The sequence below is a fragment of the Phenylobacterium sp. LjRoot97 genome (assembly GCF_964254345.1).
Taxonomy (GTDB): domain Bacteria; phylum Pseudomonadota; class Alphaproteobacteria; order Caulobacterales; family Caulobacteraceae; genus Phenylobacterium.
The window spans coordinates 4,345,955-4,363,923 of record NZ_CAXUTH020000001.1 but is presented as its reverse complement, the minus strand read 5'-3'; the positions used below and the strand labels follow the sequence as shown (position 1 = coordinate 4,363,923).

The 17,969-nt window shown below is 69.5% G+C and carries 20 protein-coding genes and 1 tRNA gene; 13 read left to right on the top strand and 8 right to left on the bottom strand.

The features are described 5' to 3' along the window. The first annotated feature begins 92 nt into the window (after positions 1-92). Entirely contained in the window at positions 93-2,117 is a 2,025-nt protein-coding gene (locus ACSQ2H_RS21675) for an MHYT domain-containing protein (RefSeq protein ID WP_436063430.1), read from the top strand. Here ACSQ2H_RS21675 and ACSQ2H_RS21670 read toward each other — a convergent pair whose 3' ends face one another. Next, the gene (locus ACSQ2H_RS21670; protein WP_436063429.1) at positions 2,118-2,906 is read right to left on the bottom strand and encodes an isocitrate lyase/PEP mutase family protein; all 789 of its coding nucleotides are present in this window, start codon (positions 2,904-2,906) and stop codon (positions 2,118-2,120) included. A 102-nt stretch (positions 2,907-3,008) separates the two neighbouring features. Then, positions 3,009-3,257, bottom strand: coding sequence for a zinc-finger domain-containing protein (locus tag ACSQ2H_RS21665; RefSeq protein ID WP_436063602.1), 249 nt, complete (start codon positions 3,255-3,257; stop codon positions 3,009-3,011). 158 nt (positions 3,258-3,415) lie between these two features. Here ACSQ2H_RS21665 and ACSQ2H_RS21660 point away from each other — a divergent pair, with 158 nt between their 5' ends. Together ACSQ2H_RS21660 and ACSQ2H_RS21655 are read left to right on the top strand one after the other, a co-directional pair. Continuing rightward, complete coding sequence (locus ACSQ2H_RS21660; RefSeq protein ID WP_436063428.1) at positions 3,416-4,354, top strand: ABC transporter ATP-binding protein; 939 nt, start codon at positions 3,416-3,418, stop codon at positions 4,352-4,354. Positions 4,355-4,404: 50 nt separating this feature from the next. Next, a tRNA-Arg gene (locus ACSQ2H_RS21655) sits at positions 4,405-4,481 on the top strand. 43 nt (positions 4,482-4,524) lie between these two features. Here the strand turns inward: ACSQ2H_RS21655 and ACSQ2H_RS21650 are convergent. Both ACSQ2H_RS21650 and ACSQ2H_RS21645 read right to left on the bottom strand, forming a co-directional pair. Then, positions 4,525-5,085 (bottom strand): sugar O-acetyltransferase, encoded by a 561-nt coding sequence (locus tag ACSQ2H_RS21650; protein ID WP_436063427.1) that lies wholly within the window; start codon positions 5,083-5,085, stop codon positions 4,525-4,527. A 96-nt stretch (positions 5,086-5,181) separates the two neighbouring features. Next, positions 5,182-6,258, bottom strand: coding sequence for a 2OG-Fe(II) oxygenase (locus tag ACSQ2H_RS21645; RefSeq protein WP_436063426.1), 1,077 nt, complete (start codon positions 6,256-6,258; stop codon positions 5,182-5,184). Positions 6,259-6,478: 220 nt separating this feature from the next. On the opposite strand from ACSQ2H_RS21645, the gene ACSQ2H_RS21640 reads away from it, so the two are divergent. Both ACSQ2H_RS21640 and ACSQ2H_RS21635 read left to right on the top strand, forming a co-directional pair. Beyond that, on the top strand, positions 6,479-7,957 hold the full coding sequence (locus ACSQ2H_RS21640) for a sensor histidine kinase (protein ID WP_436063425.1): 1,479 nt from the start codon (positions 6,479-6,481) through the stop codon (positions 7,955-7,957). Then, the gene (locus ACSQ2H_RS21635) at positions 7,954-8,649 is read left to right on the top strand and encodes a response regulator (RefSeq protein ID WP_436063424.1); all 696 of its coding nucleotides are present in this window, start codon (positions 7,954-7,956) and stop codon (positions 8,647-8,649) included. The genes ACSQ2H_RS21640 and ACSQ2H_RS21635 overlap by 4 nt, the downstream gene beginning before the upstream one ends. Positions 8,650-8,653: 4 nt before the next feature. On the opposite strand, the gene ACSQ2H_RS21630 is transcribed toward ACSQ2H_RS21635, so the two are convergent. From ACSQ2H_RS21630 to ACSQ2H_RS21620, 3 genes are read right to left on the bottom strand one after another with little or no spacing between them, the layout of a single operon-like run. Further along, positions 8,654-9,325 (bottom strand): hypothetical protein, encoded by a 672-nt coding sequence (locus ACSQ2H_RS21630; protein ID WP_436063423.1) that lies wholly within the window; start codon positions 9,323-9,325, stop codon positions 8,654-8,656. Positions 9,326-9,372: 47 nt separating this feature from the next. Beyond that, entirely contained in the window at positions 9,373-10,206 is an 834-nt protein-coding gene (locus ACSQ2H_RS21625) for a heme-dependent oxidative N-demethylase subunit alpha family protein (RefSeq protein ID WP_436063422.1), read from the bottom strand. After that, positions 10,203-10,568: a VanZ family protein gene (locus ACSQ2H_RS21620; protein ID WP_436063421.1), complete on the bottom strand. Its 366-nt coding sequence runs from the start codon at positions 10,566-10,568 to the stop codon at positions 10,203-10,205. The genes ACSQ2H_RS21625 and ACSQ2H_RS21620 overlap by 4 nt, the downstream gene beginning before the upstream one ends. A 97-nt stretch (positions 10,569-10,665) precedes the next feature. Between ACSQ2H_RS21620 and ACSQ2H_RS21615 the strand changes: the two genes are divergently transcribed. The 7 genes from ACSQ2H_RS21615 (at position 10,666) to ACSQ2H_RS21585 (ending at position 16,415) form a co-directional block, all read left to right on the top strand. Then, complete coding sequence (locus ACSQ2H_RS21615) at positions 10,666-11,325, top strand: HAD-IA family hydrolase (RefSeq protein WP_436063420.1); 660 nt, start codon at positions 10,666-10,668, stop codon at positions 11,323-11,325. After that, entirely contained in the window at positions 11,322-11,630 is a 309-nt protein-coding gene (locus ACSQ2H_RS21610; protein ID WP_436063419.1) for a 4a-hydroxytetrahydrobiopterin dehydratase, read from the top strand. The genes ACSQ2H_RS21615 and ACSQ2H_RS21610 overlap by 4 nt, the downstream gene beginning before the upstream one ends. Positions 11,631-11,649: 19 nt before the next feature. Then, a complete protein-coding gene (locus ACSQ2H_RS21605; RefSeq protein WP_436063418.1) occupies positions 11,650-12,426 on the top strand; it encodes an SDR family oxidoreductase in 777 nt (258 codons plus the stop codon). 105 nt (positions 12,427-12,531) lie between these two features. Then, positions 12,532-13,440, top strand: coding sequence for a LysR family transcriptional regulator (locus tag ACSQ2H_RS21600; protein ID WP_436063417.1), 909 nt, complete (start codon positions 12,532-12,534; stop codon positions 13,438-13,440). Positions 13,441-13,561: 121 nt separating this feature from the next. Then, positions 13,562-14,764, top strand: a complete 1,203-nt coding sequence (locus ACSQ2H_RS21595; RefSeq protein WP_436063416.1) for an MFS transporter — start codon at positions 13,562-13,564, stop codon at positions 14,762-14,764. A 143-nt stretch (positions 14,765-14,907) separates the two neighbouring features. Beyond that, on the top strand, positions 14,908-15,864 hold the full coding sequence (locus ACSQ2H_RS21590) for an alpha/beta hydrolase (protein ID WP_436063415.1): 957 nt from the start codon (positions 14,908-14,910) through the stop codon (positions 15,862-15,864). Positions 15,865-15,962: 98 nt separating this feature from the next. Then, positions 15,963-16,415 (top strand): (R)-mandelonitrile lyase, encoded by a 453-nt coding sequence (locus tag ACSQ2H_RS21585; RefSeq protein WP_436063414.1) that lies wholly within the window; start codon positions 15,963-15,965, stop codon positions 16,413-16,415. Here the strand turns inward: ACSQ2H_RS21585 and ACSQ2H_RS21580 are convergent. Then, entirely contained in the window at positions 16,412-16,834 is a 423-nt protein-coding gene (locus tag ACSQ2H_RS21580) for a hypothetical protein (protein ID WP_436063413.1), read from the bottom strand. The genes ACSQ2H_RS21585 and ACSQ2H_RS21580 overlap by 4 nt on opposite strands. Positions 16,835-16,908: 74 nt before the next feature. On the opposite strand from ACSQ2H_RS21580, the gene pseB reads away from it, so the two are divergent. Beyond that, a complete protein-coding gene (gene pseB, locus ACSQ2H_RS21575; RefSeq protein ID WP_436063412.1) occupies positions 16,909-17,967 on the top strand; it encodes a UDP-N-acetylglucosamine 4,6-dehydratase (inverting) in 1,059 nt (352 codons plus the stop codon). The last annotated feature ends 2 nt before the right edge of the window (positions 17,968-17,969 follow it).

Here is a 17,969-nt window from a genome sequence, read left to right as displayed (position 1 = left end):
GTTGAGCTCACACTGTTAGTGATCAGCGTGTAACGTCGAATCAATACAATCGTCGGAAGGTCTATAGATCGTTCTTTCGGATTGGGTGGGGCGTGCAGATACTCGGACTCTGCTTCAGCAGTAGTGTCGATGGCGTCGCGACCGGCCACGACGCCGCCCTGGTGGTGATCTCCTACCTCGTGGCGGTGGTGGCCTCGTTCACCGCCCTGGACATGGCCGAGCGGCTCAATTCGGCCCAGGGATCGGCCCGCCGCTTCTGGCATCTCGGCGCAGCCGGGGTGCTGGGCGGCGGCGTCTGGTCGATGCACTTCATCGCCATGCTGGCCTACCGTACGCCGTTCAAGGTCGAGTACGATCCGGGCCTGACCATTCTGTCGGGGGCGATCGCGATGATCGCCGTGGCCGGCGGGCTGAAGTCGATCTCCGACGGCGGCGGCTGGCGACGGATCCTGACCGGCGGGACCCTGGTCGGGCTGGGCGTGGCGGTCATGCACTACATGGGCATGGAGGCGATGCGGCTGCCGGGCGAGGTCTATTACCGGCCGGGCTTCTTCGGGCTGTCGGTGTTGATCGCGGTCGCCGCGGCCAGCGTCGCCCTGTGGCTGGTGGTCAATCTGCGCACCGCGCGCCAGCGGGCGGCGGCGGCGATCGTGATGGCGGCGGCGATCTGCGGCATGCATTTCACGGCGATGGCCGGCACGGTGATCGTCGCCGGGCCGGGCGTGGCGGACGGTGACGGGCAGCTGGTCTCGGGCTCGCTGCTGTCGGCGACCATCGCGGCCTGCACGGCGCTGATCCTGACCGTCGGGCTGATGTGCGCCTATATCGACCGGCGGTTGGAGGCGCGTTCGCTGGCCGAGGCCGAGCGGCTGCGCGCGATCAACGGCCAGCTGGAATCGGCGGTGCAGTCGCGCACCACCGACCTGACCACCGCGCTGGCCGCGCTGGACGAACAGCGCCGCCGGGCCGAGGACGCCAACCGCGCCAAGTCCGACTTCCTGGCCAATATGAGCCACGAGCTGCGCACGCCGCTGAACGCGGTGATCGGCTTCGCCGACATCCTGCGCATGCGCAGCAGCGAGCCGCTGACCGCGCGCCAGGCCGAGGCGGTCGATCAGATCCACACCGCCGGGCGCCATCTGCTGGCGCTGATCGAGGAGGTGCTCGATTTCGCCAAGATCGAGAGCGGCAAGGTCTCGGTCTCGATCGAGGCGATCGACCCGCAGGACGTGGCCCAGGCCCTGGCCGGGACCTTCCGGCCGATGGCCGACCGCACCGGGATCAGCGTGACCATCGCCGAGCCGGACGCGGTGCTGGCGGTGCGCGCCGACCAACTGCGGCTCAAGCAGGTGCTGGCCAATCTCATTTCCAACGCCATCAAGTACAACCGCCCGGGCGGCGCGGTGGAGGTGACCACCCGCGCCCTGGGCGAGCGGGTGCTGATCAGCGTGCGCGACACCGGGCTGGGGATTCCGACCGGGCGCATGGCCGACCTGTTCGAGCCGTTCGAGCGGCTGGGTCGCGAGGGCTCGGGCGTCGAGGGCGCGGGCCTCGGCCTGGCCCTGACCCGGCGATTGGTCGAGGCGATGAACGGCAAGCTCGACGTCCAGAGCCTCGAAGGCGTCGGCTCGACCTTCATCGTCGACCTGCCGGCCGCCGCGCCGGCCCAGGTCGCCGCCCGCGAGGAGGACCGCCGCCAGGCCCTGGCCGGCAAGGCCCCGGACGCGGTGGTGCTCTATATCGAGGACAATGCGTCGAACATTCGGCTGATGCGACACATCGCCGAGGCGCTGGGCAGCCTCGACCTGCATGTCGCCGAACTGCCGATGGAGGGGCTGGAGATGGCCGCCGCCCTGCGCCCGGACGTCATCCTGCTGGACATCAATCTGCCCGGCATGGACGGCTTCCAGGTCAAGGCGCGGCTGGAGGCCGACCCGGCGACCTGCGACATCCCGGTGATCGCGATCTCGGCCAACGTGCTGGCCGAGACTGTGACGCGCGGCAAAATCTCCGGCTTCCAGGGCTATCTGACCAAGCCGATCAACATCGAAGCCCTCGTCGCGGCGATCTCCGCGGCCGTCGAGCCCGCGCCGCCGACGACCGCGGTCAACGCCTAGCTAGCTGAAGCGCTTGTTGAGGTCGGGCAGGCCCTGCCCCGCCTGGGCCAGGACGCTGGCGTCGCCGCTGGTCAGGAAGTCGCTCATCGCCCGGCCGAGCGCGGCGTAGGCGGCGCGGAACGGGGCGGTGGCCGAGGACAGCCGCCGCACGCCCAGCGCCTGCAGCCGCTCGGCGCTCGGCGCGCCGCCGCGGCCCATGACGTTGAGCGGCAGGGCGATCTCGCTGGCCAGGGTTCCGAGCAGGGCCTCGTCGACCGGGCCGGGGACGAAGATCCCGTCGGCGCCGGCGGCGCGATAGAGCTCGGCGCGGCGCAGGGTCTCGGCCAGCGCCGCCTCGCCCTGCGCCAGGCCGCGCAGGTAGACGTCGGTGCGGGCGTTGACGAACAGATCGGCGCCGGCGGCCTTGCGGACCGCCTCGATCTTGCGGGCGTGCAGGTCGGGGTCGCGGCCGCCGTCCTCGAGATTGATCCCGACCGCGCCGGCGCCGACGACGCCCCTGATCGTCTCGGCCAGGGTCGCGAGATCGTCGGAGTAGCCGCCCTCGATGTCGGCGGTCAGCGGGACCTTCAGCACGCGGGCGATCTCGCCGATGGCGGCCAGTAGGGTGGGGACCGGCAGCAGGTCGCCGTCCGCATAGCCATGCGCCCAGGCGACGGCGGCCGAGGAGGTGGCCACGGCCTTGGCGCCGGCGTCCTCCATCAGGGCCGCGCTGGCGGCGTCCCAGGCGTTGGGCAGCACGAGGATCTGCGGACCCGCGTGGAGTTGCTTGAACGTTTCGGCCTGGCTCATGAACGCCTCCTCCTGTTGATCAGGTGAAGACGATATAGGCGCCGGAGCTGTGACATTCCGGCGGAAATCGGCCTTGGTCAGCGCGCTGCTGACAGCGGTGTGTCAGTGGCCGTGCGGGCCTTCGTAGACGCCGGGGGCCAGGCGCTCGTCTTCCGGGCCTTCCGAGCCGTCCGGCAGCACGAAGCGGCGGTCGCAGTAGGGGCATTCGACGAACGAGGCCTCGCCCATCTCCAGCCACACGCGCGGATGGCCGAGGGCGCCGCCGACGCCGTCGCAGGCGACCCGGCCCGAACGCACCACCACCACTTCCGACGGCGGCAGGTCCGGCGTGCGGGCGCCTTTGGCGGGCATGGGCTCCAGTTGCGAGGAGCGGCCTTGGTCGGGGACGGGGGCTTTACGGGCCATTCTTGAACTCTCCGGCGGCGGAAGCTTGGCGGATGCGCCGCACGCGCCTAGGTATCGGACCACGGCTTCGCCCGTCAATGCACGCCCCGGACACAAAGAGACGCATGGACCTACCTGAGTTCGCCATCGAGGCCGAAGGCGTCGTCAAGATCTACCCGGCGACCAAGACCTCCCCGGAGATGCACGCCCTGCGCGGTCTGGATCTGAAGATCCCGCGCGGGTCGATCTTCGGTTTGCTCGGGCCGAACGGCGCCGGCAAGTCGACCTTCATCAACACCCTGGCCGGCCTGACCAAGAAGACCGGCGGCACGGTGCGGATCTGGGACCGCGACATCGACCAGCGCCCGCGCGACGCGCGCGCCGCGATCGGGGTGGTGCCGCAGGAGATCGCCGCCGACCCGTTCTTCACCCCGCGCGAGGCGCTGGAAGTGCAGGCCGGCATGTATGGCGTGCCGCCGGCCGAGCGCCGGACCATGGAGCTGCTGAACGCGCTGGGCCTGGGCGACAAGGCCGGGGCCTATGTGCGGCAGCTGTCGGGCGGCATGAAGCGGCGGCTGATGGTCGCCAAGGCCATGGTGCACAATCCGCCGGTGCTGATCCTCGACGAGCCGACCGCGGGGGTCGACGTCGAGCTGCGCCGCCAGCTCTGGAACTATGTGGTCGAGCTGAACCGCAAGGGCGTGACGATCGTCTTGACCACGCACTACCTGGAAGAGGCCCAGGAGCTCTGCGACCAGATCGCCATCGTCAACCGCGGCGAGGTGGTGGCCTGCGAGCCGACCTCGAGCCTGCTGCGCCGGCTGGACACCCGCAATGTGGTGGTGACGCCGGAGGAACCGCTGATGGTCGCCCCCGAGCTGCCCGGCTTCGAGACCAAGCCGCGGGCGGGCGGGGCGTTCCAGGTGACCTACCGGACCGGCCAGTCGAGCGTCGAGCAGGTGCTGGCCGCCGTGCGCGCCACCGGCCTGCACATCAAGGACATCGCCACCGAGGACCCGGACCTGGAGGACGTGTTCGTCTCGCTGACGACTGCAGGCGCCTGAGCGCTTCCGTTTCGCTTAGCTTTCGGCTAGACAGCGCAACTCGCTCAGACGCACCCGTAGCTCAGCTGGATAGAGCGTTGCCCTCCGAAGGCAAAGGTCACACGTTCGAATCGTGTCGGGTGCGCCACTTCTTCACGCCGTGAACCGCCAAGGTCGGGCGCGCAGAGCGACTATTCTCCTTCGATCGAGCGGATGACCTGGGCCGGATTGCCGCCGACCAGGGTGTTGGCCGGCACGTCCCTGGTCACCACGGATCCGGCCGCGACCACCGAGTTCTCGCCGATGGTGACGCCGCCGATGACGGTTGCGCCGGCGCAGATCCAGACGCCGCGTTCGATCGTGATCGGCTTGGCGACGACATAGGCCTGGCGCTGCGAGGGCGCGACCGGGTGGCCGTCGGTGATCAGGCTGACATTCGGGCCGATCAGCACGTCGTCGCCGATGACGACTGGGGCCAGGTCGTAGAGCGTGCAGTTCTGGTTGATGAACACGTTGCGCCCGATCCGGATGTTCTTGCCGCAGGTGGTGAAGAACGGCGGGATCATGCGGAACTGGTCGTCGAGCTCCTGGTCGATGAGCTCGGCGAAACGGCGGCGGATCTCGTCGCCGTCCGCGAAGGTCAGGCGATTGAGTTCCGGGGTGAGGCTCATCGCCCGCATCGTGTCGGCGACCATCGCGCGGGACTCCGGCGTCCGCCGCGCGATCCTGATCTCGCCGTCGCTCTTGGCCATGCCCGTCTCCCCGCTCTGGCCGCAGCTTAGCGGCTCGCGGCGGGCGGGGGACCGCTCGGCGGGCGGAAAGCTGTGGGCCGATCCAGCCCCGGCGTTTTAGGACGCGGCGGCTTCGGCCGGCTTGTCCTCGGGGAGCTGCAGGGTGTGCAGGTTCTTCTGGCGCAGCGCCTCGCCGGCCTCGTCGAAGAAGAACGGCAGGAAGGCGTAGCGGCGGCCGCGGGTGACGCGGGTCGCCTCGTGCAGCAGCGAGCAGGAGAACACCACCGCCCCGCCGGTCGGCGGCCGATAGGTCTTGGGGCCGAACTCGGGGAAGCGCAGGTCGCCGCCCTCGAATTCCTCGGCGTTGAGGTTGATCGAGCAGGCGAACTTGCGGTGGGCGGTGCCCGAGGTGGTGTTGTCACGGTGCGGCTTGAAGTAGCCGCCGTTTTCGTCGTCTGCGTCGTAGCAGGCGACAATGTAGCGTTCGATGCGGGTGGGATTGAACTGGAAGGCGCGGTTGATCGGGCGCAGCAGCCGGGTCTGGATGCGGGCGCGCAGCTCCTCGCGGAAGGCCTCGTCGGCGATGGTGGCGTCGCGGCGGCTCTTGAAGTCGTCGATCACCGCGACGGTCTTGCCGCCGACCTGGCGCATGGTGCCCGAGCGCTCGCCGCCCTGGCGCTCGTAGAACTCGATCAGCCGCGCGCACATGTCCGGCTCGAAGATCCGCGGCACCACCAGCACCGGGGCGTGCAGCGGGACGCCGGCGTGGTCGCCCGGCGCGGGCAGGGCGCGGATGGCGGCGAACACCTGCTCGGTCTGGTCCATGTCGCCTGCGACCATCACCCGCAGGCTGGGGTCGAGCAGGCACCAGTAGGGCGTCTCGACGCCGTCCTGCGACACGGCGCCATAGGCGCGGCTGACCGCGCCGCTCTGGTCGAGGAACCACATCAGTCCGGGGCGGTCCTGGGCCTGGGACATGGCGACGGGGTCGCGCAGCACCCCGAAGGCGACGAGGTTGATCTGGTCGTACAGCGACTGGTGCGCCTGCATCGCGGCCAGCGCCAGCTGGCGGGCGATCGGCTCGCTCGGCAGGAAGGCCAGCAGGACGTAGCGCCCGCCGAGGCTGGAGAAGTTGAAGTTGGGGACGCTGGGCGTCGGGGCCGTGAACCAGGGCGCGGCTTGACCGGTCTGCATCATCATGGCCCGGTTGGTCGCGTGGACGGGTTATGCCCACAAGCATAAGAAGCTTATAAGTCCCGGGGCGGGCGCAGGTATAAGCCCGGCATAATTGAACCGCCGCGTCGCTGCGGCCATGGTCCGGCTTGTCGACGGCCCTGCTCGTCTCCCAACTATCGAGCCTGGGGTTCCCACGGACAGGCGGACGCCGTCGACGCCCGGCTTTGCAAGGATCCGCATGGCGCGGGATTGGACAATCGGCCCACGAGCGCGGGGCGCGCTGCGCTATCTGGCCGCCTTCGGCATGGTCGCCGTCTCTACGGCCGTAGCCGAGGTGATCTACCGCGTCTTCCACACCGACCGCCTGTCGATGGTGTTCCTGGCCGGAGTGCTGGTCGCCGCCGTCACCCTGGGCCCTGGCCCGGCCTACTTCGCCGCCGCGGTCGCCTTCCTCGTCTACGATATCTACCTGGTCGAACCGCGCTTCGTGTTCACCATGACCTCGGCCGAGGACTTTCTGGTCCTGTTCGTGTTCCTGGCCGTGGCGGTGCTGACGGGCGGATTGGCAGGACGTCTGCGCGACGCCCAGCGGCGGGCCGAGATCCGGGCGCGAACCTCCGGGGCGCTGTTCCGGGCCAGCGAAGAATTTTCCGCCTCCGGGCACGAGGACGCCGTGCGCCAGGCGCTGGCCCACCGGATCGCCGAGACCGGCCGCGAGGCGGTGGTGTTCGAGGACGGCCGCTGGTGGAGCGCGCCGACCGGGGTCGAGCCGCCCGAGCGGCTGGTCCGCGCCGCCACCGACCCGGTGGCCCAGATCGCCCCGAGCGAGATCGACCGCTGGCGCCTGCGGCCGTTGCGCGCAGACGGCCAGGTGCTGGGCCTGGCGGCATGGCGCTCGACGGGGCGGCTGCAAGCCGACGACGACGAGCGGCTGGTCGACGTACTGGTCGACATGGCCGCTGCGGCGATCGCCCGCTCGCGGCTGTCGGGGGCGCGCGCCGAGATGCAGGCGCGCGAGCGCACCGAGCAACTGCGCCATGCGCTGCTGTCGTCGATCTCGCACGACCTGCGCACGCCGCTGGCGGCGATCCTCGCCTCGGCCAGCAGCCTGCGGGAGTTCGGCGACCGCTTCGACGCGGCGGTGCGCGATGACCTGACCCTGACCATCCAGGAGGAGGCCGAGCGGCTGAACCTGTTCGTCGGCAACCTGCTGAACATGACCAAGCTTGAGTCCGGGGCGCTGAGCATCGAGCCGGTGACCTTCGGCATGGGCGAGGTGGTCGGCCGGGTCGTTCAGCGGCTGGGCAAGCGGGCGGGCGAGCGCGAGCTGGTCGCCCATGCCGGCGGCGACGAACTGGCGGCGCTGGGCGACCCGATCCTGGCCGAGCAGGCGCTGGCCAATGTGGTGGAGAACGCGGTGCGGTTCTCGCCGAACGGGGCGCGGATCGAGGTCTGCGCGCGGCGCACCGACGCCGGCCAGGTGGTGGTCGAGGTGTGGGACGAGGGCCCCGGGGTGCCGGACGCCGACCTCGGCATGATCTTCGACAAGTTCTACCGTTCGCCGGCGACGGCGGCGGGCCAGCAGGGCACCGGCCTTGGCCTGTCGATCACCCGCGGGCTGGTCGAGGCGATGGGCGGGTCGGTGCGGGCGCAGGCGCGGTCGGACGGTCGCGCGGGCCTGGTGGTGGCGTTGAGCTTTCCCGGAGGGCGGCCATGAGCCTGGCGCATCTGCTGCTGGTCGACGATGAACAACAGATCCTGCGGGCGCTGCGCCCGGCGCTGAGCGCGGCCGGCTACGAGGTGGCGACGGCCGAGACCGGCGGCGAGGCGCTGGCCTATCTGGCCAGCGAGCCCTGCGACGTGGTGATCCTCGACCTCGGCCTGCCGGACATGGACGGCAAGGAGGTCATCGCCCGCATCCGCGAGTGGTCGGAGGCGCCGATCCTGGTGCTGTCGGCCCGCGACCTGGAGCACGAGAAGATCGCCGCCCTCGACCAGGGCGCCGACGACTTCATCAACAAGCCTTTCGGGGTCGGCGAGCTGCTGGCGCGGATCCGCGCCTCGCTGCGCGGCCGCGAGCGGCGGTTCTCGGCCCATGCGGTGTTCCGCAGCGGCGACCTGGAGGTCAACTTCGCGACCCGCCGGGTGGCGGTGATGGGCGAGGAGATGCGGCTGACCCCGCGCGAATACGACCTGCTGAAGACCCTGGCGCGCTATGGCGGGCGGGTGGTCACCCATCGTCAGCTGATCGCCGCGGTGTGGGGACCGACCGCGCAGGTCGACGCCCAGTTCGTGCGGGTGCTGGTCGCCCAGCTGCGCCAGAAGATCGAGGAAGAGGCCTCGACCCCGAAGATCCTGCTGACCGAACCGGGGATCGGCTACCGCCTGACCCCGGAGGACGAGGCCTGACGGCCTAGCGCTTGCCCGGCCAGGTCAGGAAGCCGTTGGCGTCGCGCCCGGCGGCCGGATAGGTGCAGCACGGCCCGCCGGGCGCCGGGGCATTGTAAGCCATCGGCGGCGGGGGCGGCGGGGGGATGTAGCGCTGCGGAGGCGGCGGCGGCGCGTAGTAGGCCATCGGCGGCGGAGGCGGCGCATAGGCGGGCGGCGGCGGCGCGTAGTTCTGCTGCGGCGGCGGCGCATAGGCCTGGGGCGGCGGATAACCGCGATAGGACTCGGTGATCTCTTCCTGCACGATGCGGCCAGGCGCGCGCGGCGGCGGCGGTGCGACCACCGGCGGCGGCTGCACCACGCGGGCGTATTCGCGCTCGACGGGGGCCGGGGCGGGCTTGGCCGGGCGCATGTCGACGACCTTCGCCGGCTTGGCCTTCGGCTTGGGCTTGCGGTGGACGACCTTGACCGGCTTGGCCGGCGCCTTGGCGACCTTGGCCGGCGGGCAGGCCGCCGCGATGATCTGGGCCGGGTCGGGGCAGGCGGTCGGCGGGGCCGCGGCGGGGGTGGTCACCGGCACGGTCACCGAGCCCGGCGGCGGGGCCGGTTGGCGAGCGCCGATCTTCGGCGGGCCGCCGGCGTCGCAGGCCGCAAGGGCCACGAACACGGCGATCGACAGGACTGTACGCAGGCGCATGACGGTTTCCCGGCGTCGTTCAGCTAAGACGGCCACAACCATGAGGATCAGTTTCCGTTAACGCTGTGGCTTTCACCGTGGGCGCGAAGAAATCCCCTGACAAGCTCGTCGTAGAGCTCCAACCGCTTGTATGCACGGAAATCCGACGTCGCCTCGCGCCAGGCGCAGGCGAAGGCGGCGAGCCGCGGCGGGTCGCCCGCAAGGTCGTCGAGCGGGGCGAGCCACACCCTTATGGTGAACAGCGCCCCGCCGGTGGCCGGCAGCCGCCGCAGGGTCTGGCGCTCGACCCGCACGAACAGCTCGGCCCCGGCGCGGGCCGGGTCGATCCCGGCGATGCGGGCCCGGATCGGGGCCGAGTCCGGCGTGAAGGTGGCGTCCGAGTTCACGACGCTCCAGTTGCGGCGCTCGAGCACCAAGTCCGGCCGCAGCCCGTCGAAGATGCGCACGACGCGGGTCAGGAAGCGGTCGGCGAAGCCGTGCACCGGTCCATGGATGTCGCCGAGCGCGCGGCCGAGCACCTCGTGGGCGGTGAAGAAGGTCGGGGCGCAGAGCGACAGCGCGCTGACCCGCCACTCGCCGCCCGTCTTCTCCATCAGCACGAGGTCGTCGCTGACGCGGCGGGCGGCGGCCAGCAGCGGCGGCAGGTCCTCGCCGCCCAGCGGGGTTCCGAGCGCGGCGGCGACCAGCCCGGCGGCCTCGGTCTGGCCGGGGCGCGAGCCGGCGATCTCGCCCCAGACGACGTCGCGGTGGGCGGCGACGAGCGGGTCCTTGCGCGCCGCGGGATCGGCCTCGCCGCCTTCGAGCCAGGCGGTCTCGGGAATGGGGCGCAAGCCGATGGTGAAGTCCGCGGCCTCCTCGTAGGGGGCGTGGCGGATGCTCATTGCGGCTTGAAGCGGCGGGCCAGCGCCCAGAGCCCGACGCCGATCACGATGCCGACGGTGTCGGCGAACAGGTCGATCCAGTCGCCCTGCCGGCCGAACGGCATCAGCGCCTGGGCGACCTCGATGCCGGCCGCCAGCCCCCAGACGCAGGCGATGACCGTCTTGCGCCTATGGGTCGACATGAGCAGGCCGACGACGACCAGCAGGCCGAAGGCGATGGCGTGGGCGGCCTTGTCCCAGATCAGGGTCGAGCCGGGCACGTCGTTGGACGGCGCCAGGGTCAGGTAGAGGATCACCGCGACCGCGGCGGCGAAGACCGCCAGACGCAGGGGCCGCGGGATGAACGAGAAAAAGGCGCGCATGATCATCTGATAGCTGCGCCCCGCGGCGACGGCGAGCCTTTCAAAAGCCCGCCTGGCCCGCTAGCTTCCGGGAAAATTCAAACACGGGTTTAAATCGATGACGATCGAAGCGGTGATCTGGGATTTCGGCGGCGTGTTCACGTCCTCGCCGTTCGAGGCGTTTGCGCGGTACGAGGCCGAGAAGGGCCTGCCCAAGGACCTGATCCGCAAGATCAACTCGACCAACCCCGACACCAACGCCTGGGCGCTGTTCGAGCGCAACGAGATCGACACCAAGGGCTTCGACGAGCTGTTCCTGGCGGAATCGACCGCGCTGGGCCACCCGGTGCCGGGCGCCGACGTGCTGCCACTGCTGTCGGGTCATCTGCGTCCGCAGATGGTCGCGGCGCTGAAGGCCTGCAAGGCGCACTTCAAGGTCGGCTGCATCACCAACAACATGGTCACCCACCACAGCCCGGGCGCCGACGCTCCGCAGCGCGCGGCCGGGGCCATGGGCCAGGTCATGCCGCTGTTCGACCACATCATCGAAAGCTCGAAGGCCGGCGTGCGCAAACCCGACCCGAAGATCTACCTGATGATGTGCGAGGCGCTCGGCGTGAAGCCGGAGGCTTGCGTCTACCTCGACGACCTGGGCATCAACTGCAAGCCGGCCGCGGCCCTCGGCATGCGGGCGATCAAGGTGGTGGACGTCGGCCAGACGCTGGCCGAGCTCGCCGCCGCCACGGGCCTGAGTTTCGAGGAAGAGGAGCTGGCGTGACGCGCCCCACCAAGATCGGCGCCGAGGCGGCGCTGGCCAAGCTGCCGGGCTGGACCCGTGCGCAGGGCGATCGCGAGGCGATCGCCCGCACCTACCGGTTCGCCGACTTCAACATCGCCTTCGCGTTCATGACGCGGGTGGCGATCCGCGCCGAACAGCTGGACCACCATCCGGAATGGTTCAATGTCTACAACCGCGTCGAGGTGCTGCTGACCACCCATGACGCCGACGGCGTCACCGAGCTCGACCTGACGATGGCGGGCTTCATGGACGAGGCGGCGAAGGCGGCCGGCGCGAAGGACTAGACGCCGCAGGGAGAAGACCATGGCGGGACGGGTCGCGGGCAAGAAGGCGTTCATCACCGGAGGCGCCCAGGGCCTGGGCGCGGCCATCGCCCGCAAGCTGGCGGCCGAGGGCGCCGTGGTCTCCATCGCCGACATCAACCACGCCGGGGCCCAGGCGCTGGCCGCCGAGATCGTCGCTGAGCACGGCGAAGGCGCGGCTTTCGCCTTCCCGCTGGACGTCACCAAAGAAGACCAGTGGATCTACGCGCTGGAGGAGGCCGACGCGGCGATGGGCGGCATCTCGGTGCTGGTCAACAACGCCGGGATCAGCCGCGGCGGCGACATCGAGCAGCTGTCCTTCGAGGACTGGAAGCTGGTGATGAGCGTCAATGTCGACTCCGTGTTCCTGGGGACCAAGCACGCGCTGAAGTACATGCGCCAGAACCAGCCGGGCTCGATCGTCAACATCTCGTCGATCGCCGGCCTGATCGCCGCCCACAACTCGCCGGTCTACAACGCCTCCAAGGCCGGGGTCTGGCTGCTCAGCAAGGGCATCGCCCTGCACTGCGCCAAGCAGGGGCTGGATATCCGCTCGAACTCGGTGCACCCGACCTTCATCGACACCCCGATCCTCGACCCGCTGCGCCAGCGGTTCGGCAAGGAGGTCGCCGAAGGCAAGCTGGCCCGCCAGATCCCGCTCGGCCACATCGGCGAGCCGGACGACGTCGCCAACGCGGTGCTCTACCTGGCCAGCGACGAGAGCAAGTTCATGACCGGGGCGGAGCTGAAACTCGACGGCGGCATCTCGGCGATGTGAGCGCCTTGCGGCGTTCGACGCCGCTCCTGACATTGTTGATCACGGCTCAATGGAGCAGTCTGCCAGCCCGGGCTTGATCGAGCCTGCTCCAGGCCGAGCTGCGCCATGCAATTTCGACGTTCAGATTTCGCGGACCTCTCGTACTTCCTTGCGATCGCCAGGCATCGGAACTTCCGAAAGGCGGGCCTGGAACTTGGCTTGAGCGCGTCGGCTTTGAGCCACGCCCTACGCGGTCTCGAAGAGCGTCTGGGCGTGCGCTTGTTCAATCGCACCAGCCGAAGCGTGACGCTCACCGCCGCCGGCGAGGCGCTGCAGGCCGCTATCGAGGATCCGTTCAGCGAGATTGGCCGAGCGGTGGAGGTGGTCAACCGGTTCAGGGACGCCCCAATGGGCCGCGTTCGGCTGAGCGTCCCCAACGACGCGGCCGACCATCTGGTGGCCCCCGTGCTGCCGATCTTCGTCGAACGCTATCCGGACATTGAGCTGGAGGTGTCGGTCAGCAACCGCATGATCGACGTCGTCGAAGGCGGCTATGACGCCGGCATACGCTACGGCGGGACCGTGCCGGAGGACATGATCGCCCAGCGGCTGTCGGCGGACATACGCTGGATCGTCGTCGCGGCTCCTGCCTATCTCGAACGGTTCGGCGCTCCCGAGCATCCCAACGATCTGCTGTCGCACCGCTGCATCCGCATCCGCATCGGAGACGAGAGCATCTATCGCTGGGAGTTCGAGAAAGGTCAGGAGAAGCTGGCCGTCAGCGCCCCGGGCAGCTTGATCGTCGACGATGGCCGCCTTGGCGTCGCCGCGGCGCTTCAGGGCGCGGGCCTCATGTACGTCGCCGATACGATGGTGCGAGAGCAGCTGGCCGACGGGCGCCTTCAAACCGTGCTCGACGATTGGGCCCCGGTCGATGGCGGCTACCACATCTACTATTCCAGCCGTCGCCAGGTCCCCGGCGCGTTGCGGTTGTTCATCGACCTCGTGCGGGAAATCCGCCCCTTGGGCTTGTAGGTGTCCGGGCGCATCGTTGAATTTAGCTCACTGGTTCATCGCGAACCTGCGGGCTGATGTCCGGACGACGTCACCGCTATCTCACGGCCTCGGGCGATCGGCCCGACCGCTGTGAGAACCGATGTCCGCCCAACCTGCATTCGAGAGCGAAGTCCTCGCGCCGCGCCGTCGCGGGTGGGGCGCGGTCTACGCGCTGACGTTATGCGTCTCGGCCCTGATCGCCTCTGAGTTTCTTCCCGTCAGCCTGCTCACCCCCATCGCTGAGGATCTCCACGTCACCCAGGGCCAGGCGGGGCAGGCGATCGCCATCTCCGGCGCCTTCGCCGTGATCACCAGCCTGCTCATCCCGAGGCTTATCCGGGACCTTGACCGTCGACGCGTGCTGCTCGCGCTGACAGGCCTGATGATCCTCTCCGGCCTGACGGTGGCCTTCGCGCCGAACGCCGCCCTGTTCATGGCCGGCCGCGCTCTGATCGGCGTGGTCGTCGGGGGGTTCTGGTCGATGTCGGCCGCTACGGTCATGCGCCTCGTGCCGCAGGACGAGGTTCCCCGCGCTCTCAACCTGCTCAACGGCGGCAACGCCCTGGCCACCACGATCGCCGCGCCGCTGGGCGCCTTCCTTGGCCAGTACATCGGCTGGCGGGGGGCCTTCTTCCTCGTCGTTCCGCTCGGCGTCCTGACCTTCGCCTGGCAGTATTTCACCCTGCCCGCCCTGCCGCCGACCTCCGGGCAGCGCCCCTCTGGGCCACGCCCTTCCGGGGTGTTCAGCGTCCTGCGGGTCCCGCAGGTCGCCATCGGCATGGCCGCCGTCGCCGCGCTGTTCGCCGGTCGGTTCGCGCTGTTCACGTACCTGCGGCCTTTCCTGGAGAACGTGACCCGCATCGGACCGGCGATCCTCTCGCTGTTTCTGCTGCTCATCGGTCTCGCGGGCCTGGTCGGTTCGATCCTGATCGGTCCGATGCTGAAGAGACGGCTGCAGGCGACCTTGGTCGGCCCGCCTCTCGCGATGGCCGGGCTCGCCGTCGGCCTCATCGTCCTCGGGGCCTCCCCTGTCATCACCGCCGGCCTGCTCCTGTTGTGGGGCCTGATCAGCACGCCCTCGTCGGCCGCCTGGTGGACCTGGCTGAGCCAAACCCTTCCCGAGGACGCCGAAGCCGGCGGCGGGCTGATGGTGGCTGTCATCCAACTGGCGATCACCCTGGGCGCCGCGCTCGGGGGGATGCTGGTCGACGCGAGCGGCTACGCCGCCGCCTTCGCCGCTGGCGCGGCCATCCTGCTCAGCTCGGCCGCGCTCACAGCCTTCGCCAGCCGCTCGCGGACCTGAGCCCACTCCAAGGAACCATCGCGATGCCGCCTCCTGCCTCCCGAAGCCCCGCCCGCCGTGACGTCCTCAGGCTCACCGCCGTCGGTCTGGTCGCCGCCGGTGCGGCGTCCGCCCTCCCTCCCATCCCAGCAAAGGCTCAAGTCATGTCGAACGAGTGGGACAAGACCTTCCCCCGCAGCGCCAAGGTCGATCACGCCAAGGTCAGCTTCAAGAACCGGTACGGCCTGACCCTGGTCGGCGATCTCTACACGCCCAAGGAGCGCGGAGCGCAGCGTCTTCCGGCCTTGGCGGTCAGCGGGCCGTTCGGCGCGGTCAAGGAGCAGTCGTCGGGTCTTTACGCCCAGACCATGGCCGAGCGCGGCTACGTCGCCCTGGCGTTCGACCCCTCATTCACAGGTGAGAGTGGCGGCGAGCCGCGAAATGTCGCCTCGCCCGACATCAACACCGAAGACCTCAGCGCCGCCGTCGACTTCCTCGGCCTGCAGACCGGCGTGGACCGCGAGCGCATCGGCGCCATCGGCATCTGCGGCTGGGCCGGCATGGCGCTGAACGCCGCCGCCGTCGACAAGCGCATCAAGGCGGTCGCGACCACCAGCATGTACGACATGTCGCGGGTGATGGCGCACGGCTACTACGACAAGCTCACCGCCCAGGACCGCGCGCAAATGCTTGAGACGATGAGCCGGCAGCGCTGGGCGGACGCTGAGCGGGGCTCCCCTGCGCCCGGACCCCGGATCCTGCCCGAGACGCTGGATGGCGTCACCGACCCGGTCACGCAGATGTACTTCGACTACTACCGGACGCCGCGCGGCTTTCACCCTCGCTCGCCCAACTCGAACGGCGCCTGGACGGCGACGAACGCCCTGTCGTTCATGAACATGCCCCTCCTGACCTACATCAAGGAGATCGCGCCGCGGCCGATCCTGTTGATCGCCGGCCAGAACGCCCACTCCCGATATTTCTCGGAGGACGCTCACCGGGACGCGGCAGGACCGAAGGAGCTCGTGATCGTTCCAAACGCCGACCACGTCGATCTCTATGACCGGCTCGAAAAGATCCCGTTCGACGCGATCGCCGCCTTCTTCACGCGCAATATCTAGCGACGAAGGCCCATCCGATGCGTTCAGTCCTCGCGCTCGCCCTCTTCGCCACAGCCGGCTCCGCCCACGCGGCGGAGCCGGCCGGAAGGACCCCAACCATGGACATCACCCGCAAGGCCGAACAGAAGACCGTCGAGGGGCCGGCCGAGTACTTCACCGGCAAGGCGACGATCACCGGCCAGTTTCAGCGCCCCGCCCCGTCCCGGGTGAGCGGCGCCATCGTTCACTTCGAGCCCGGCGCCCGCACGGCTTGGCACACCCATCCGGCCGGCCAGACGCTGATCGTCACCGAGGGCGTCGGCTGGACCCAGCTCGAGGGCGGGCCGAAACTCGAATTCCATGCCGGCGACATCCTTTGGTGCCCGGCCGAGCACAAGCACTGGCATGGGGCGACGGCTCATCAGGCCATGACCCACATCGCGATCCAGGAATCCGGGAACGGTTCCCGTGACATGGATGGAGAAGGTGACGGACGAGGAATACCTCGCTCCGCTGGGAACGGACCGATCAAAGGCGGATTGAGCGCCGGTCAGTCCGCGCAGCCCCGCTAGTTGATCAGCATCGTGCCCAGCAGCACCTTCGCGCCCTTCTGCCCGAGGATGCGGTCGGCGTCGCGTTGCAGGGCGGGGCCGAGGACGTCGGGGTTGGGCGGGGTGGCCGGGGTCATGCCCGAGGCGTAGATCTGCAGGGTCTGGACGAAGGCGGCGCGGATGCGCGGCACCACGCTCTCGGCCTTGGCGCGCAGCTTGGCGTCGGGCACGTCGAGAATGGTCTGCACGGTCATCACGCCGCGCCGGCCGCTGGGGCGCATGACGCTGGCGGTCAGGGTGTTGATCTCGACATAGGTGCCGGAGACGGTCTTCTTCTTGTCGTCCTTCTTCGGTGCAGCGGCCATCAGCCCGGGCGCGGCGAGCACGGCGGCGAGACTAAGGAGGCGGCGGCGGTCCATGGCGACACCACGCCACATCATGGTTAGAGCTCTCTTTACGAGCTAGGCCAGACAGTGCGGCGACGATTCGCAGTTCTTGTATTGGAGCGCCGCTTTTGGGCCGGTTCGCAGCCACCAACCTCGACCTCGACGGCAAGGTGATCTTCGTCACCGGCGGGACCGGCTCCTTCGGGCGCCGGTTCATTGAAACCGTGCTGATGCGCGCCAAGCCGCGCAAGCTGATCGTGTTCTCGCGCGACGAGCTCAAGCAGCACGAGATGCAGATCGACCTGGCCGAGAAGTTCGATCCCGAGACGCTGACTTGCATGCGTTTCTTCCTGGGCGACGTGCGCGACCGCGAGCGGCTGACCCTGGCCATGCGCGGGGTCGACATCGTGATCCACGCCGCGGCGCTGAAGCAGGTGCCGGCGGCGGAGTACAATCCCTCGGAGTGCATCCACACCAACATCATGGGCGCCGAGAACGTGGTCTGGGCGTGCCTGTCCAACCGCATCAAGCAGGTGGTGGCGCTGTCCACCGACAAGGCCTGCAACCCGGTGAACCTGTACGGCGCGACGAAGCTCGCCTCGGACAAGACCTTCGTGGCCGCCAACAACCTGTCGGGCGACATCGGCACCCGGTTCTCGGTGGTGCGCTATGGCAACGTGGTCGGTTCGCGCGGGTCGGTCGCCCCGCTGTTCGAGCGGCTGCTGGCCCGCGGTGAGAAGGAGCTGCCGATCACCGACGCCCGGATGACGCGGTTCTGGATCACGCTCAACCAGGGCGTCGACTTCGTGCTGTCCTCGCTGGAGATCATGCGCGGCGGTGAGATCTTCGTGCCCAAGATCCCCTCGATGAAGATGACCGACCTGGCCGAGGCCATGTCGCCGGGCGTCGGGGTGCGGGTGATCGGCATCCGGCCGGGCGAGAAGCTGCACGAGATGATGATCTCGGCCGACGATGCGCGCACCACGGTCGACCTGGGCGACCGCTACGCCATCGAGCCGGCCTTTGTAGAGTTCGGCCGCGAGTCCTACGCCAAGACCCATCCGATGGTGGCCGAGAACTTCTCGTACGCCAGCGACACCAATGACGAGTGGCTGAGCGGCGAGGGGCTGCTGGCGCTGCTGGCCGACGGCGCGCCCGAGCACCGCCGCCGCCGGGCGACGGACTGAGC

Excerpts from the sequence above, each read along its gene's own strand:
- ACSQ2H_RS21670 (WP_436063429.1), bottom strand. The coding sequence starts at position 2,906 with ATGAGCCAGGCCGAAACGTTCAAGCAACTCCACGCGGGTCCGCAGATC.
- ACSQ2H_RS21665 (WP_436063602.1), bottom strand. The coding sequence starts at position 3,257 with ATGCCCGCCAAAGGCGCCCGCACGCCGGACCTGCCGCCGTCGGAAGTG.
- ACSQ2H_RS21660 (WP_436063428.1), top strand. The coding sequence starts at position 3,416 with ATGGACCTACCTGAGTTCGCCATCGAGGCCGAAGGCGTCGTCAAGATC.
- ACSQ2H_RS21650 (WP_436063427.1), bottom strand. The coding sequence starts at position 5,085 with ATGGCCAAGAGCGACGGCGAGATCAGGATCGCGCGGCGGACGCCGGAG.
- ACSQ2H_RS21645 (WP_436063426.1), bottom strand. The coding sequence starts at position 6,258 with ATGCAGACCGGTCAAGCCGCGCCCTGGTTCACGGCCCCGACGCCCAGC.
- ACSQ2H_RS21640 (WP_436063425.1), top strand. The coding sequence starts at position 6,479 with ATGGCGCGGGATTGGACAATCGGCCCACGAGCGCGGGGCGCGCTGCGC.
- ACSQ2H_RS21635 (WP_436063424.1), top strand. The coding sequence starts at position 7,954 with ATGAGCCTGGCGCATCTGCTGCTGGTCGACGATGAACAACAGATCCTG.
- ACSQ2H_RS21630 (WP_436063423.1), bottom strand. The coding sequence starts at position 9,325 with ATGCGCCTGCGTACAGTCCTGTCGATCGCCGTGTTCGTGGCCCTTGCG.
- ACSQ2H_RS21625 (WP_436063422.1), bottom strand. The coding sequence starts at position 10,206 with ATGAGCATCCGCCACGCCCCCTACGAGGAGGCCGCGGACTTCACCATC.
- ACSQ2H_RS21620 (WP_436063421.1), bottom strand. The coding sequence starts at position 10,568 with ATGCGCGCCTTTTTCTCGTTCATCCCGCGGCCCCTGCGTCTGGCGGTC.
- ACSQ2H_RS21615 (WP_436063420.1), top strand. The coding sequence starts at position 10,666 with ATGACGATCGAAGCGGTGATCTGGGATTTCGGCGGCGTGTTCACGTCC.
- ACSQ2H_RS21605 (WP_436063418.1), top strand. The coding sequence starts at position 11,650 with ATGGCGGGACGGGTCGCGGGCAAGAAGGCGTTCATCACCGGAGGCGCC.
- ACSQ2H_RS21600 (WP_436063417.1), top strand. The coding sequence starts at position 12,532 with ATGCAATTTCGACGTTCAGATTTCGCGGACCTCTCGTACTTCCTTGCG.
- ACSQ2H_RS21595 (WP_436063416.1), top strand. The coding sequence starts at position 13,562 with ATGTCCGCCCAACCTGCATTCGAGAGCGAAGTCCTCGCGCCGCGCCGT.
- ACSQ2H_RS21590 (WP_436063415.1), top strand. The coding sequence starts at position 14,908 with ATGTCGAACGAGTGGGACAAGACCTTCCCCCGCAGCGCCAAGGTCGAT.
- ACSQ2H_RS21585 (WP_436063414.1), top strand. The coding sequence starts at position 15,963 with ATGGACATCACCCGCAAGGCCGAACAGAAGACCGTCGAGGGGCCGGCC.
- ACSQ2H_RS21580 (WP_436063413.1), bottom strand. The coding sequence starts at position 16,834 with ATGATGTGGCGTGGTGTCGCCATGGACCGCCGCCGCCTCCTTAGTCTC.